18 protein-coding genes are annotated in these 15,049 nt (G+C 41.2%); all 18 read left to right on the forward strand.

From position 1 onward, the window contains the following. Window positions 1–78: 78 nt before the first annotated feature. The 18 genes from I2D56_RS04255 (at window position 79) to I2D56_RS04340 (ending at window position 15,003) form a co-directional block, all read left to right on the forward strand. Entirely contained in the window at window positions 79–819 is a 741-nt protein-coding gene (locus I2D56_RS04255) for a class I SAM-dependent methyltransferase (protein ID WP_324250351.1), read from the forward strand. A gap of 6 nt (window positions 820–825) precedes the next feature. Further along, on the forward strand, window positions 826–1,920 hold the full coding sequence (locus tag I2D56_RS04260; RefSeq protein ID WP_195348049.1) for a nucleotidyltransferase: 1,095 nt from the start codon (window positions 826–828) through the stop codon (window positions 1,918–1,920). A 180-nt stretch (window positions 1,921–2,100) separates the two neighbouring features. Beyond that, a complete protein-coding gene (locus tag I2D56_RS04265; RefSeq protein WP_006146163.1) occupies window positions 2,101–2,817 on the forward strand; it encodes a YebC/PmpR family DNA-binding transcriptional regulator in 717 nt (238 codons plus the stop codon). Window positions 2,818–3,004: 187 nt separating this feature from the next. Then, window positions 3,005–4,147: an amidohydrolase gene (locus I2D56_RS04270; protein ID WP_042361209.1), complete on the forward strand. Its 1,143-nt coding sequence runs from the start codon at window positions 3,005–3,007 to the stop codon at window positions 4,145–4,147. A gap of 127 nt (window positions 4,148–4,274) precedes the next feature. Next, window positions 4,275–5,102 (forward strand): amino acid ABC transporter substrate-binding protein, encoded by an 828-nt coding sequence (locus I2D56_RS04275; RefSeq protein WP_023024188.1) that lies wholly within the window; start codon window positions 4,275–4,277, stop codon window positions 5,100–5,102. Window positions 5,103–5,135: 33 nt separating this feature from the next. Then, entirely contained in the window at window positions 5,136–6,008 is an 873-nt protein-coding gene (locus I2D56_RS04280) for a MetQ/NlpA family ABC transporter substrate-binding protein (protein ID WP_023024186.1), read from the forward strand. Between the two features lie 68 nt (window positions 6,009–6,076). Continuing rightward, entirely contained in the window at window positions 6,077–7,450 is a 1,374-nt protein-coding gene (locus tag I2D56_RS04285) for a M20/M25/M40 family metallo-hydrolase (RefSeq protein WP_117744608.1), read from the forward strand. After that, window positions 7,443–8,510 (forward strand): methionine ABC transporter ATP-binding protein, encoded by a 1,068-nt coding sequence (locus I2D56_RS04290; protein WP_195348050.1) that lies wholly within the window; start codon window positions 7,443–7,445, stop codon window positions 8,508–8,510. Before I2D56_RS04285 ends, I2D56_RS04290 begins: the two co-directional genes overlap by 8 nt. After that, a complete protein-coding gene (locus I2D56_RS04295; protein WP_006595735.1) occupies window positions 8,507–9,199 on the forward strand; it encodes a methionine ABC transporter permease in 693 nt (230 codons plus the stop codon). Before I2D56_RS04290 ends, I2D56_RS04295 begins: the two co-directional genes overlap by 4 nt. A gap of 15 nt (window positions 9,200–9,214) precedes the next feature. Beyond that, entirely contained in the window at window positions 9,215–9,793 is a 579-nt protein-coding gene (locus tag I2D56_RS04300; protein ID WP_042507479.1) for an MptD family putative ECF transporter S component, read from the forward strand. A gap of 17 nt (window positions 9,794–9,810) precedes the next feature. Beyond that, window positions 9,811–10,659: an SAM hydrolase/SAM-dependent halogenase family protein gene (locus tag I2D56_RS04305; protein ID WP_023024179.1), complete on the forward strand. Its 849-nt coding sequence runs from the start codon at window positions 9,811–9,813 to the stop codon at window positions 10,657–10,659. A gap of 13 nt (window positions 10,660–10,672) precedes the next feature. Beyond that, window positions 10,673–11,224: an ECF-type riboflavin transporter substrate-binding protein gene (locus I2D56_RS04310; protein WP_117744604.1), complete on the forward strand. Its 552-nt coding sequence runs from the start codon at window positions 10,673–10,675 to the stop codon at window positions 11,222–11,224. A gap of 138 nt (window positions 11,225–11,362) precedes the next feature. Beyond that, window positions 11,363–11,557 (forward strand): helix-turn-helix transcriptional regulator, encoded by a 195-nt coding sequence (locus I2D56_RS04315; protein WP_023027179.1) that lies wholly within the window; start codon window positions 11,363–11,365, stop codon window positions 11,555–11,557. A 29-nt stretch (window positions 11,558–11,586) separates the two neighbouring features. Then, entirely contained in the window at window positions 11,587–12,066 is a 480-nt protein-coding gene (locus tag I2D56_RS04320) for a DUF6773 family protein (RefSeq protein ID WP_123159501.1), read from the forward strand. Further along, entirely contained in the window at window positions 12,067–12,558 is a 492-nt protein-coding gene (locus I2D56_RS04325) for a DUF6773 family protein (protein WP_123159500.1), read from the forward strand. A 140-nt stretch (window positions 12,559–12,698) separates the two neighbouring features. Further along, window positions 12,699–13,553 (forward strand): helix-turn-helix domain-containing protein, encoded by an 855-nt coding sequence (locus I2D56_RS04330; protein WP_165851214.1) that lies wholly within the window; start codon window positions 12,699–12,701, stop codon window positions 13,551–13,553. 80 nt (window positions 13,554–13,633) lie between these two features. Next, on the forward strand, window positions 13,634–13,771 hold the full coding sequence (locus I2D56_RS04335; protein ID WP_195348051.1) for a hypothetical protein: 138 nt from the start codon (window positions 13,634–13,636) through the stop codon (window positions 13,769–13,771). Continuing rightward, the gene (locus tag I2D56_RS04340) at window positions 13,768–15,003 is read left to right on the forward strand and encodes a permease (RefSeq protein ID WP_123159499.1); all 1,236 of its coding nucleotides are present in this window, start codon (window positions 13,768–13,770) and stop codon (window positions 15,001–15,003) included. Before I2D56_RS04335 ends, I2D56_RS04340 begins: the two co-directional genes overlap by 4 nt. The last annotated feature ends 46 nt before the right edge of the window (window positions 15,004–15,049 follow it).

Here is a 15,049-nt window from a genome sequence, read left to right on the forward strand (position 1 = left end):
TAACTTTCTTGGTGTCTGATGATACGTCGGAAAGCTTTCTATTTTCTCTATGTCTTTAACGCTCTTTGTATCATGATTATGGCGACTTATGAAACCTTTGCGGCTGTCTATGATGCCGTTATGGATGACAGGCTGTATGATTTGTGGACGGATTTTTCCCTCCGCCATCTCCCAAAGACAAAAGATAAGAAAAAATTACTGGAATTGGCGTGTGGGACAGGGATTCAGTCTGTCCGCTTTTCCCAAGCTGGTTTTGATGTGACAGGGTTTGACCTGAGTTCTGATATGCTGAAAATCGCTGAGAAAAGAGCGGCTTCAGCCAAGCAAAAGATTGATTTTATCGAGGGCAATATGCTGGACTTGTCGCAAGCAGGTAGCTACGACTTTGTGACCTGCTATTCCGATTCCATCTGCTACATGCAAGACGAAGTAGAAGTGGGAGATGTCTTCAAAGAAGTCTATAATGCTCTTAATGAAGATGGTGTTTTTATCTTTGATGTCCATTCGACCTACCAGACTGATGAGGTTTTTCCAGGCTATTCTTACCATGAAAATGCGGAAGATTTTGCCATGCTCTGGGATACCTACGAGGATGAAGCCCCTCATTCGATTGTCCATGAGCTGACCTTCTTCGTCCAAGAAGAGGATGGCTCCTTTAGTCGCCATGATGAAGTCCATGAGGAGCGCACCTATGAAGTCTTGACCTATGATATCTTATTGGAGCAGGCTGGCTTTAAATCTTTCAAATTGTACGCAGACTTTGAAGATAAGGAGCCGACAAAGACCAGCAAACGATGGTTCTTCGTGGCACAGAAGTAGGACAGTATGACAGTTACAGGTATTATTGCAGAATTTAATCCCTTTCACAATGGGCACAAGTACCTGCTGAAACAGGCAGAGGGGCTGAAGATTGTGGCTATGTCCGGGAATTTTGTCCAACGTGGTGAGCCTGCCATTGTAGACAAGTGGACGCGAGCCCAGATGGCTTTGGAAAATGGAGCGGACCTGGTGGTCGAGCTCCCCTTTCTCGTGGCTGTTCAGTCAGCTGACCATTTTGCCAAGGGCGCGGTGGAGATCTTGTCCCGTCTGGGAATTGATCAATTGACCTTTGGGACAGAAGAAGTCTTGGATTACCAAGCGATTGCGACAGTTTACTCTGAGAAAAAAAGAGAAATGGAAGCTTTCCTACGAAGTCTTCCAGAAGATTTATCCTATCCACAAAAGACCCAAAAGATGTGGGAAACCTTTGCTGGAGTGGAGTTTACAGGGGCTACTCCCAACCATATCTTGGGCTTGGCTTATGCCAAGGCTTGTGCTGGGAAGGCGATTGCGCTTAAGCCCATCCAACGGCAGGGAGCGGGCTACCATTCAGAAGAAAAAGAAGTGGCCTATGCTTCTGCTACGAGTCTTCGCCTTAACAAGGAAGATCAGGACTTTGTTGACAAATTTATGCCCAATAGCCAACTCTTTCAGTCGGCTCCGCAGGTGACTTGGGAAGATTATTTTCAACTGCTCAATTATCAAATCCTAACCCATCCGGATCTGACACAGATATTTCAGGTCAATGAAGAACTGGCCAATCGGATAAAGGATGCCATTCGAAGCGCGAGCTCTGTGGAAGACTTGGTTAACCAGGTGGCGACCAAGCGCTATACCAAGGCGCGTGTGCGCCGCATTTTGACTTATATCTTAGTAGGTGCGAGAGAAGAAATCTTGCCGACCGCTATCCATGTCTTGGGCTTTACTGAAAAAGGCCAAGCCCACCTCAAGTCACTAAAAGGTCAAGTGAACGTTGTGACGCGGATTGGTAAGGAACCTTGGGATGCCCTGAGTCAGCAAGCAGACCAAGTCTATCAATTGGGCCATCCCCAACTACCGGAACAAACCTGGGGCCGGGTGCCGGTGAGAGTGGAAGAATAAACAGTTTACTTGAGGGTGGGGATTTTTTGATAGCTGATATAGAATTATCAAGTTCTCTGCTGGAAGAAAGTTCCCATAAAATCCCCCGCTAAAAATAGAAAATTCTAGTCTAAGTTAGGCGATTTGTGATATAATGTTAAAGATTGAAAATAATATGAACCAAACACAAGGAGAATCCTCATGGGACGTAAATGGGCAAATATTGTAGCCAAGAAAACTGCCAAAGATGGTGCCAACTCAAAAGTATATGCCAAATTTGGTGTTGAGATCTATGTAGCCGCTAAAAAAGGTGAACCAGATCCAGAATTGAATACTGCTTTGAAATTCGTTATCGACCGTGCTAAACAAGCGCAAGTGCCAAAACACGTGATTGATAAAGCGATCGATAAGGCAAAAGGAAACACGGACGAAACCTTTACAGAAGGACGTTACGAAGGGTTCGGACCAAATGGTTCTATGTTGATCGTTGATACCTTGACGTCAAACGTTAACCGTACAGCTGCCAATGTCCGTGCGGCTTTTGGTAAAAATGGTGGGAACATGGGAGCTTCTGGTTCTGTATCTTACCTCTTTGACAACAAGGGTGTCATCGTCTTTGCTGGTGACGATGCGGATGCTATCTTTGAGCTTTTGCTCGAGGCAGATGTGGATGTAGACGATGTCGAAGCAGAAGAAGGAACCATCACTGTTTACACAGCTCCAACTGACCTTCACAAGGCTATCGTTGCATTGCGTGAATCAGGTATCGAAGAATTCCAAGTGACTGAATTGGAGATGATTCCTCAGTCAGAAGTAGAGTTGTCAGGTGAAGACTTGGAAACCTTTGAAAAACTCTACAGTGTTCTTGAAGACGACGAAGATGTTCAAAAAATCTACACCAACGTAGATGGATTCTAATAGAAATAGACCTTTGAAGATGATTTCTTCAAAGGTTTTTTTCTTGTGCTTCGGCTTTTTAGGAAAGGTGGGAGAGGTCATGAAAATAATGATATAGTCCCTAGCTATAACTGAGAGAAAAAAATAGGAATTAGACGAATAGAGATCACAGTGATAGAATAGAACTATGCTAGAAAGGGGACGAGAAATGGTTTCATTTTCCTATGAACATCTAGTGCCCATTCGGCATTATGTGCATCAGCATCCAGAATTGTCTGGACAAGAATACCAAACCACAGCTTATCTCAAAGCCTATTTGGAAAAGCTTGGTGTACGCATTTTAAACAGTGGATTAAAAACAGGCTTGATTGCTGAAATTGGGCAGGGTAAACCTATCATTGCCCTTCGCGCAGATATTGATGCCCTTCCAATTCAGGAGAACACGGGTCTCGACTATCAAAGTCAAAACCCTGGTGTCATGCATGCCTGTGGTCATGACTTCCACCAGGTGAGCCTCTTAGGGGCTGCAGAAGTCCTAAAAGGTATGGAAGCGGACTTAAAGGGAACGATTCGCTTCATCTTTCAGCCAGCTGAGGAGACTTCTGAGGGAGCATCTGCTGTATTAGCGACCGGACTCCTAGAAGATGTAGAGGCTATCCTTGGCTTTCATAATATGCCGTCTTTGCCTGCGGGTCAGTTGGCCTTGCGCCCAGGAGCTATGATGGCAGGGGTTGAAAAATTTAAGGTGACTGTCACTGGGGTGAGCAGTCATGCTGCCAGGCCGGATCTCGGTTTGGACACTGTTGTAGCAATCACTAGTATGGTCCAGCAGTTGCAGACCTTGGTCTCTCGCACGGTTTCGCCATTTGAGACAGCCGTTCTATCTGTGACCCATATCGAAGCTGGTTCAACCTGGAATGTTCTACCAAAGTCTGGTTATTTTGAAGGAACTATTCGAACCTTTAATCCAGATCTCCAGAAACGCCTAAAAGCGGATTTCATTCGCGTGATTGAGCAAATCTCCAATAGTACAGGAGTCATGGTCCAGTTTGAATGGGGCAAGACGCCCCCGGTCACCTATAATGATAAGGCCTTGGCTAAAAAAGTCTTTCGCTGGTCTAAGTCTTTTGCAGAAGTTGTAGAGGCTCAGCCATCGACAGCGGGTGAAGATTTCGCCTTTTATCAGGAGAAAATCCCAGGGGTTTTTGCTTTTATTGGATCGAATGGTGCACCGGATGCACCGGATCTCCACCATGATAGCATGGTCATAGATGATGCTGCTTTTGCAGTATCGGTTCCCTATTACGTAGAAAATGCCCTCGCTTTGCTGGAAAAATTTTCAACCAAATGAGACGTGATAGATAAAACCTATCACCTCCATAAAGAAAATATAATACCCAAGAGTTAGGAATTTTGATATGATGGAAAAAGCTGTTTTTTTACAGAGGAATAAACAATTTTAGTGAAAAGGAGAACAAATGAAATTGAATAAATTCATCAAATATGTTGGTTTGAGTCTTGTGGGCTTGGCGGCAGTTGGGACTTTGGTAGCTTGCTCATCAAAGTCATCAAGTCAATCAAGTGGAAAACGGACCATTGAAGTCGCAACGGTTGGAACAACCAAACCCTTCACTTATGATAAGGATGGTGAATTGACGGGTTATGAAATCGAAGTCATGCGTGAAATCTTCAAAGGATCAGAAAAATATGAAGTCAACTTTAATAAGACAGAGTGGTCTTCAATCTTTGCGGGCTTAGACGGTGATCGTTACCAAATCGGTGTCAGCAACCTTAGCTACGATGAAAAACGTGCGGAAAAATACTTGTATCCAAATCCTTACGCAAAGAACCCAGTGGTCTTAGTGGTTAAAAAAGGATCAGGTATCAAGTCATTAGATGATATCGGTGGCAAGTCTACAGAGGTCATCCAAGGAACTTCTACAGCGAAACAGTTGGAAGCCTACAATAAAGAACATAAGGATAATCCAACAGAACTCAAATATACAGAGGGCACCATCCAATCCATTCTGGCTAATTTGAGCGATGGCCGTTCAGATTATAAGATTTTTGAACGTTTGACAGTTGAGGCCATCATCAAGGACCAAGGCTTGGATAACTTGGAGGTCATCGAACTACCAAGCGATAAACAACCATACGTATACCCAATCCTTGCTAAAGGTGAGAAAGAATTGGAAACCTTCGTCAACAAACGGATCAAAGAATTGTACGAAGATGGGACACTGGAAAAATTGTCTAAGAAGTACTTCGGTGGAACTTTCCTTCCAGAAGCTTCTGATATTAAATAAGGTTATTTAAAAACATCATAAGGAGAAAAGAATATGAAATTAACAAAACTTTTTGGAGTAGCAGCTCTTGCTACCGTTGCAACATTTGCTTTAGCAGCATGTGGTTCTTCAAAATCATCTAAATCATCTGATAAAGATGGTGTGACAACTGTTAAAGTTGGGGTGATGAACTTAAGTGATACAGAAGAAGCTCGTTGGAAAGAAGTGCAAAAGAACTTAGATGATGCAAAAGCAAACATCAAATTGGAATTCACTCAGTTTACAGACTACTCACAACCAAACCAAGCTGTTCGTGATGGAGATGTGGATATCAACGCTTTCCAACATTACAACTACCTTGAAAACTGGAACAAAGAAAACAGCGCAGATCTAGTTTCTGTAGCAGATACTTATATTGCGCCAATCCGTCTTTACTCTGGTACAAAAGATGGAAAGAACAAATACACAGATGTGAAAGACATTCCTGAAAAAGGTACCATTGCAGTACCAAACGACCCAACAAACGAAAGCCGTGCCTTGTATGTATTGGAATCAGCTGGTTTGATCAAGTTGGATACAAAAGATGGGGAATTGGCTACCATCAGCAACATCAAAGACAATCCAAAGAACTTGACAATTTCTGAGTTGGACGCTTCTCAAACAGCTTCTTCACTTCCATCAGTTGATGCAGCAATCATCAATAACACTTTTGTTCGTGAAGCAGGTATTGATTACAAGAAAGCTCTCTTTGTAGAAAAAGCAAACAGCAATTCTAAACAATGGTACAACTTGATTGCAGCTAAGAAAGATTGGAAATCATCTGATAAAGCAAAAGCAATCGAAGCTATTATTAAAGCTTACCATACTGACAACGTGAAGAAAGTGATTGAAGAATCTTCAGACGGTATGGACCAACCAGTTTGGTAATCAAGAGGATGAATAGAGAGGTGGAGAAGATTTTCTCTACCTCTTATCGTGTATAGTAGGAGGAAATGATGTCGAATCCAAGAGAGACAGAACAAATACGCAAATTTGAAAACGATGAGGTCGCTCAGCATTATTTTGAAGTCCTAAGAACTCTCATCTCCAAGCGCTCCATCTTTGCCCAGCAGATTGGTCTAAAAGAAGTGGCAACCTACTTGGGAGAAATCTTCACAGCTGCAGGGGCTAAGGTAACTGTTGATGACAGTTATACAGCGCCATTTGTTATTGCTAAATTTGTTTCACCCAATCCGGATGCGAAGACCATCATTTTCTACAACCATTACGATACAGTTCCAGCAGATGGCGACCAGCCTTGGACAAGTGATCCCTTCACGCTTTCGGTCCATTATGGGACCATGTATGGTCGAGGGGTAGATGACGACAAGGGGCATATTACCGCACGCTTGACGGCTATTCGAAAATATATCCGTGAGAATGGTGACCTTCCGGTTAACATTACCTTTATCATCGAAGGAGCAGAAGAATCTGCCTCAACAGATCTGGACAAGTATCTAGCTAAGCACAAAAAACACTTGCGTGGGGCAGACCTCTTAGTCTGGGAACAAGGGACCCGTAACCAACAAGGGGAACTGGAAATCTCAGGTGGAAACAAGGGGATTGTTACCTTTGACATGGTGGTCAAAAGTGCAGATGTGGATATCCATTCCAGCTATGGTGGGGTGGTGGAGTCAGCATCCTGGTATCTGCTCAATGCTTTGTCCAGCCTTCGAGATAAAGACGGTCGCATCTTGGTGGATGGCCTCTATGATTTGATTGAGGAGCCTAACGAGCGGGAATTGGCCTTGATTGACCGTTATGCCAATAAGACAGCAAACGATGTGACTGAGATTTACAATCTCCAATTGCCTATCTTGAAAGAGGAACGCAGTGAGTTCTTGAAACGATTTTATTTTGAACCAGCCATGAACATTGAAGGCTTGGGGACAGGCTATCAGGGTCAAGGAGTCAAAACCATTCTACCTGCAGAAGCTCGAGCCAAGATGGAAGTTCGGTTGGTGCCTGGCTTGGAACCCAAACAAGTCTTAGAATTGATTCGTGCTCAGTTGGATAAAAATGGCTTTGAGAAGATTGATCTCGTCTATACACTAGGGGAAATGAGTTATCGGAGCGATATGAGTGCGCCTTCCATTCTCAATGTCATTGATCTGGCCAAACGCTTTTATCCAGAAGGGGTCTGTGTCCTTCCAACAACTGCAGGCACTGGTCCCATGCATACGGTCTTTGAGGCCTTGCAAGTTCCTATGGCTGCCTTTGGAATCGGAAATGCCAATAGTCGAGATCATGGTGGGGATGAGAATGTGAAAATTGCTGACTACTATACCCATATTGAATTAATTAAGGAGTTAATCACAAGTTATGAGTAAAGAAATTATCAAATTGGACCATATCGATGTTACCTTTCATCAGAAAAAACGGGAAATTGTAGCCGTGAAGGATGTGACCATTCATATCAATGAAGGGGATATTTACGGGATTGTTGGTTATTCTGGAGCAGGGAAATCAACTCTTGTACGGGTCATCAATCTCTTGCAAGTACCGTCAGCAGGTACTATCACTGTAGATGGCGATGTCATCTATCAAGACCAGGTGACGTTGAATGCTGCGGCTTTACGCCAAAAACGTCGGGACATTGGTATGATTTTCCAACATTTCAATCTAATGGCCCAAATGACCGCTGCTGAAAACGTGGCTTTTGCCCTCAAACATTCAGACTTATCTAAAGAGCAAAAGGCTGAAAAAGTAGCCAAGTTGTTGGAACTAGTTGGTCTGTCAGATCGGGCGGACAACTATCCTGCTCAATTGTCAGGTGGACAAAAACAACGGGTGGCGATTGCGCGTGCGCTCGCCAACGATCCAAAGATTTTGATTTCTGACGAATCAACATCCGCCCTAGATCCAAAAACGACCAAACAAATCCTTGCTCTTCTGCAAGAGCTGAATCAGAAGTTGGGCTTGACAGTGGTCTTGATTACCCATGAAATGCAGATCGTTAAAGACATTGCCAATCGAGTGGCTGTCATGCAAAATGGTGAATTGATTGAAGAAGGCTCTGTTTTAGACATCTTCTCTAATCCTAAGAACGAATTGACACAAGACTTCATCACAACTGCAACAGGAATCGAGGAAGCTATGGTGAAAATCAACCAGCAACAAATTGTTAAGAAATTGCCAGCTGATTCTGTTTTAGCCCATTTGAAATATTCTGGTTCGGTGACAGACACAGCGATTATCAACGATATTTATAAACAGTACCAAGTGTCTGCTAATATTCTACACGGAAACATTGAAATTTTGGATCATACCCCTGTTGGTGAGTTGGTTGTTATCCTTACTGGGGAAGCAGCGAATCTAACTGCAGCACAGCGGGATCTACAAGCAGCAGGTGTTTCTGTGCGTGTCTTAAAAGAAGGGAGTAATGCATGATTGACTTTATTCAAACCTATCTACCAAATGTTTACCGGATGGGCTGGAGTGGCCAAGCTGGATGGGGAACAGCGATTTATCTGACCCTTTACATGACCTTTATCTCTTTTGTGATTGGTGGTTTATTGGGACTCATTGCAGGATTATTATTAGTCTTGACAGCACCTGGTGGGATTATCGAGAATAAATTGGTTTTCCATATCTTGGATAAAATCACGTCCATCTTCCGTGCCATTCCTTTTATCATCTTGCTAGCCTTGATCAATCCCTTTACTCGTATGATTGTCGGAACTGGGATTGGTCCTACGGCGGCCTTAGTTCCCCTATCTTTAGCTGTCTTTCCTTTCTTTGCCCGCCAAGTTCAAGTCGTTTTATCTGAGCTTGACCGTGGTGTGATTGAAGCAGCTCAAGCTAGTGGGGCAACCTTTTGGGATATTGTTGGTGTCTACCTTCGTGAAGGACTTCCTGATTTGATTCGTGTCACAACCGTGACCCTCATTTCCTTGGTTGGTGAAACAGCCATGGCGGGTGCGATTGGAGCAGGTGGTCTCGGAAACGTGGCTATTTCATATGGTTACCAACGCTTTAATAATGACGTTACCTTGCTAGCAACCTTCTTGATTCTGCTGTTGATTTTCTTTATTCAATTTATTGGTGATTTCTTAACCAAAAAAATTAGTCACCGATGAGGACGGGTAAGGTAAATAAAAATGATACAGAAACATCAGTTTAAGCAGGTTGCAGCCTTTGCAGGCTTGTATTTTCTTGCCATTGGATTAGGCGTCCTACTGGGAAGTCTGGTTGACAATCGAGGAAACATGTTTTATGCTCCAGCCTTCTCCGCCCTAGTTGGTGGAGGGATCTATCGAGTCTATGTTGAAAAAATTCAACGAACAGGAGCCATTCTAGTAGTCGCTCTTGTGATTGGTTCTTTTTTCCTTTTCACCCGTCATGGAGCTGGAGCCTTTCTTCCTGCTGTTGTTGGAGGTCTTTTGGCCGAATTGGTCGCAGCCCGTGGACACTACCAGTCGAAGTTAGGCAATGCCTTGTCTTTCCTCCTCTTTTCCTTTACGACGACAGGGCCCATTCTGATGATGTGGATCCAACCGGCTAGTTACCGTGCTTCTTTACAAGCACGTGGGAAAACGATGGATTATATTGAACGTGTTATGGTACCGTCGAATATGGAGACAGTAAGCTGGTTTTTATTGACCCTTCTTCTTGGAGCTCTACTAGGTTATCTTCTTGGACAATTGGTCTATCAAAAGCTAGATAGAAAATAACATGATGGAGAAGAAATATGCACAATAATTTACTAGTCCTTCAGTCAGACTTTGGTCTGGTAGATGGGGCTGTCTCTGCTATGATCGGGGTTGCTTTAGAGGAATCACCAACCCTCAAGATACACCACTTGACCCATGACATTACCCCTTATAATATCTTTGAAGGAAGTTACCGCCTCTTTCAAACGGTGGATTACTGGCCAGAAGGAACAACCTTTGTCTCTGTCGTTGATCCAGGTGTCGGCTCTAAACGAAAGAGCGTTGTAGCCAAAACAGCGAAGAATCAATACATTGTCACTCCGGATAATGGAACCCTATCTTTCATCAAGAAACATGTAGGGATTGTTGCTATCCGTGAGATTTCAGAGGTCAAAAACCGTCGGGCCAATACAGAGTTTTCTTATACCTTCCACGGGCGTGATGTCTATGCCTATACAGGAGCTAAGTTGGCCAGTGGGCATATCAGCTTTGAGGAAGTGGGGCCAGAGCTCAGTGTTGAACATATTGTAGAAATTCCTGTGGTGGAGACTGTTATAGAGGACAATCTTGTCAAAGGAGCCGTTGACATCTTGGATGTGCGCTTTGGTTCTCTTTGGACCTCGATTACTCGGGAAGAGTTTAATCATTTGGAACCCGCATTTGGGGAACGCTTTGAAGTAACCATTTATAACAATGACATGCTGGTTTACCAAAACCAAGTGACCTATGGTAAGTCCTTCGCCGATGTGCGGATTGGACAGCCAATCCTTTATATCAATTCCCTCTACCGTGTTGGTCTTGCCATCAACCAGGGATCCTTTGCCAAGGCCTATAATGTAGGAGTTGGGGCTTCTTGGCATATTGAAATTAGAAAAATGGAAAATTAATAGGAGATAAAAAATGAAACAAAAACAAGCTTTTTCAATTAAGGATGTTGTAGCTATTGGGGTTGGAGCAGCCCTCTTTGTCGTGATTGCAATGATTCCAATTCCGGCACCTGCTCCAAATACAAATATTCAGTTGCAATACGCTCTTCAAGCCCTCTTTAGTGTGATTTTTGGTCCGATTGTTGGTTTCTTGATGGGCTTAATCGGTCATGCTATTAAAGATGCCATGACCTATGGCCTCTGGTGGACTTGGATTATTTCTAGTGGCTTGTTTGGTCTCTTTGTTGGTTTGTTCCGCAAACAAATCGGTAACCTCAAAGGAGAAGTGACCAAGAAAGAATTGATCGTCTTTAACGTTGTTCAAGTCATTGCCAACTTGCTTATTTGGGGATTGATTGCACCGATTGGAGATGTGATGATCTACAAAGAAAGTGCTAACAAGGTCTTTCTTCAGGGAGTTGTAGCAGGTTCTGTTAATGCTTTGACAGTTGCTATTGCAGGTTCTCTTCTCTTGATTGCCTATGCCCGTACCCAAACAAAAGATGGAAGTTTATCTAAAGATTAATAGAAAATAAGAAAAAAAGCCTGGGAATCCAGGCTTTTTTTGTGTATCGAAAATATTTTTTACAAAATGTAAGATATATATTGCAAAATAGAAAATATAGTGTATAATATAGCTATAAAAACAAGAAAGGAAAAGCATGTGGCGAAAAATCTCAAATTAAAAATGGCCCGGGTCGAGCATGATATGACCCAGGGGGATCTTGCAGATGCCATCGGAGTGACGCGCCAGACCATTGGCTTGATCGAGGCAGGGAAATACAATCCGACCCTCAGCCTCTGCCTGGCAATTTGTAAGGCCTTGGATAAGACACTGGATCAACTGTTCTGGGAGTAACAGTTTTTAACAATAGAAAGAGGAATCATATGAAACAAAAGAAAGAACCAATTGTAAAAGATGAACGGACCATGCTGATTGATGGAAAAATTGCAGGGGAACTTGTTCTTGGAATGACCTGCTTTATTGCAGTATCCGCCTTTGTGAAGGCTAGTATCCTGGACTTGGACCTACTAGCCTATATGCCAGAGCTCATTCTCTTGATTGCCATAGGAGCTTATGCCCTTGTCAGAAGGATTAGTTCTGGGATTGATGTTCGAGATATGTTAGACAAAGACAGCTGGTTCAGTCGCATTGGCTCAGGTATCTTATTTGCCCTATTCGTGATCGCAACGGATGTGATTGGAAAGCGGGAAACGATGAGCTTTATGCTTAGTCCTAAGTATCTGCTCAAAATCGTCCTTGCCATTTTAGTCTTTGCCCTTCTGACTTATTTGTTAGAAAAACCACTCGCCTTCATTAATCGGAAAAAACAGAAGAAGATCGAGGCAGAGTTAGAGGAGGAATAGATGAGATTACACTTAATGAACAAACAAATCATAGATGAACGAGAAGAAGGACTCGCCAATAAGGCTGGTGCTGAAACAGCTGGATTTCTGTTTCTTGCCTTAACCGTTTTTAGTGTGGGGTCTATATTTACTTCTCAGGTCGGTCTAAGTCCAATCATGGTAGTGAGCTTACTCATTGTCTCAGGAATTTATTATGCTGTTCGTTGTCAACGATTGGGCGTACGGTTTATCAGCTATAGCTACCTAAATCTAACAGGTGTTATAGTAGTGACCTGTATTCTTTCCTTATTCATCTGGACTCAGAATTATCAATTAAATCAAACCATCTATCAGTCTAATCCCTTCCATTCAAAATTCTTGCTAGTCCTTCCCATCACCTTTCTCCTGAATCTTCCGATTGTATGGGGGATGAATTTCCTTGTGATGCTCCTTGCAAAAGTAGAGAAGAAACGCTATGAAGACTATCTGGACCAGTTGGAGATGGAAGAGTAAGCGGAGAAACTCTAAGATCATTTATATTGTTAAAACTGGGATAAGCTAGATTCTTCTCTCTCATAGATTTTGAAATCTGTTTATTTGTAAAAAATGAGCTATAATATAAGAAATTGAATATAAGCAAAATGAGGTTGTGGATGAAAAATTTAGGCTTAGTTTTTAAAACAATGAGAAAATCAAGAAAGCTATCATTAGCTGAGGCTACAGGGGGACTTTTTTCAATTTCAATGCTATCAAGATTTGAGAATGGCCAAGCGGAGATGTCTGCCGAAAAATTGAGAGAATGCCTAGAAAATATCTATTTGCAAATGGGAGAATTTGAATTTATGGTTTCTGAATTTCAACCCTCTGAGATTGAAGAGCTGCATTGGAAGTTGACAAAATATCGTTCCCCCCTTCAAAAGCAAGCGCTAGAGGTGCTACTAGCCGAACAGAAACAGAAATTTTTAACTAGTTCAAAAAAACAGTTTTACAGATTAAATACAATATGGATTAAAGCTGTATTATCAGCATCAATTGAGGATTATGAAGTTCCAAAGGAAGATATTGATTTTTTAACAAATTACTTATTTTCTACTGAAATTTGGGCACGCTATGAATTACTTCTATTTTCAGAAACAGCTCATTTATTTGACAGTCAATTATACCTTTCCTATTGTCAAGAAATGCTAAAACGATCTTCGTTCTTTCGGCATAATAATCTAAATGACAATTTGATTCATACGATGTTAGTAAATGGACTTTTTCATGCAACTAAGGAACACAATTTTTTAGAAAGTACACTATTTGAACATTTACTTTCAGAACATTTTGCAGATACACGAGATGCATTTATGAGAATAATGGAGAAGATAGCTAGGGGGTATCATCAATTAGAAGAAGGTAATAGTAGAGGTAAACAAGAAATTGAACAAGGAATTTTAATATTTGAACAATTAGGATATCTTGAACAAGTTAATTATTTTAAAGAAGTTTTTAAAGACAAGTTATAAAATTGCTTATATTCAAAAAAGATGCGAAGGCATCTTTTTTTGATAGTCTAATAACAAAGGTATTAGAAAGGAGATCGCATATGACTGCATTTGTTGAAAAATTACGCAAATTGCCGATTCATTTATTTATCAATGCTTCATTTTACCTTTATTGTGAAAAAATTGACCTCGAGGACTTTTATCCCGTTTGGAGACGATATCTGGAGGTGGTAGAATGAATCTTGTGAAAGAAAATCGATTTATTAGATATTCTATGATCGCAAATTTTTTTAACCAATTCGGTTCCTCCTTATATAATATTGTTTTCATTATATATGTAGCAACGACATTTCATTCTAAGTTATACATTAGTGTTGCAAATATGATTATTATGGTGCCCATATGTTTTCAACTTTGGATTGCACAAAAAGCAGATGAGACAGAATTTAAATCCAAATGGATCATTCGTATCGGATGGATTCAAGGTTGTTTCTTCTTCGTAATAGCGTTTCTAACTGGAAAGGTATCACTTTTTGCTTTTTCGATGATTTGTTTTTTAAATATCATATCGGATTGTTTATCTTGTTATCAAAGTTGTCTCTATACTCCAATTTTTAGTCATCAAGTCCATGAAGAGCAATTGCTTGAGGCTTATTCCTTGAATAATATTATAGGTTATATTTGTGCAATTGGAGGACAAACTACTGGAGTTTGGATATTAAATGCGACGCATCAACAATTTAAAGTAATAGCCATGTTAAATGCGATCAGTTTTATCATATCCTCTCTTATTTTTTGGTCCATAAAAGATGACTTAAGACACGGACAAGCCTTGAAATCTTCCGAAACTACATTTCTTAACAAAATAAAAGCAACTTACCAATTGGCTATTCAAACATTTAATGAGAATGAAAAAGTATCTTTTAGATGGATGTTTGTTTGTATTGTTCTAATGAATGTATTGAGTACAGCAATATCTCCGATTTTATTGATTTACTATTTAGATCATTCACTTTTTAGGTTTTCCTATGGAGAGAGTATATTAGTATTACAGATCGTTGGACTAGTATTTGGAATTCTAGGAAATCTTCATCCAGAGGGATACTTTGCTCAAAAATCCTTAGTTTCAATCTTAAAAATGAGTACGGTAGTTCTTGTAGTTACAGGTTTAATTGGAATATTAAATTTACCGTCTATTTTTATTATTCTTTTAAGTGGAGGAGATGCCTTCTTAACAGGAAAATTTAATCCGAAATTAAGTGCATTTTGGGCAAAAAGTATTCCAGAATATCAATTAGCTCAGGTACGAACGCTTATTTCCACCGTAGTAATGGCTTCAATTCCTTTAGGTACAGTAATCTTTTCAGTGTTAGCATCCTATTCAGTAAAGCTGAGCTGGTTTGTATTTTTTGGAGTATCAATGGGAGTATTGATTTCAATTGTGGCATATAAAGGCAAAGAAGTTGATTAGTATTCGGTACTTAGCTTTTTTCGGTCAAATAAATTGCATTCGTTTT

The organism is Streptococcus australis, assembly GCF_015553625.1.
GTDB lineage: Bacteria > Bacillota > Bacilli > Lactobacillales > Streptococcaceae > Streptococcus > Streptococcus australis_B.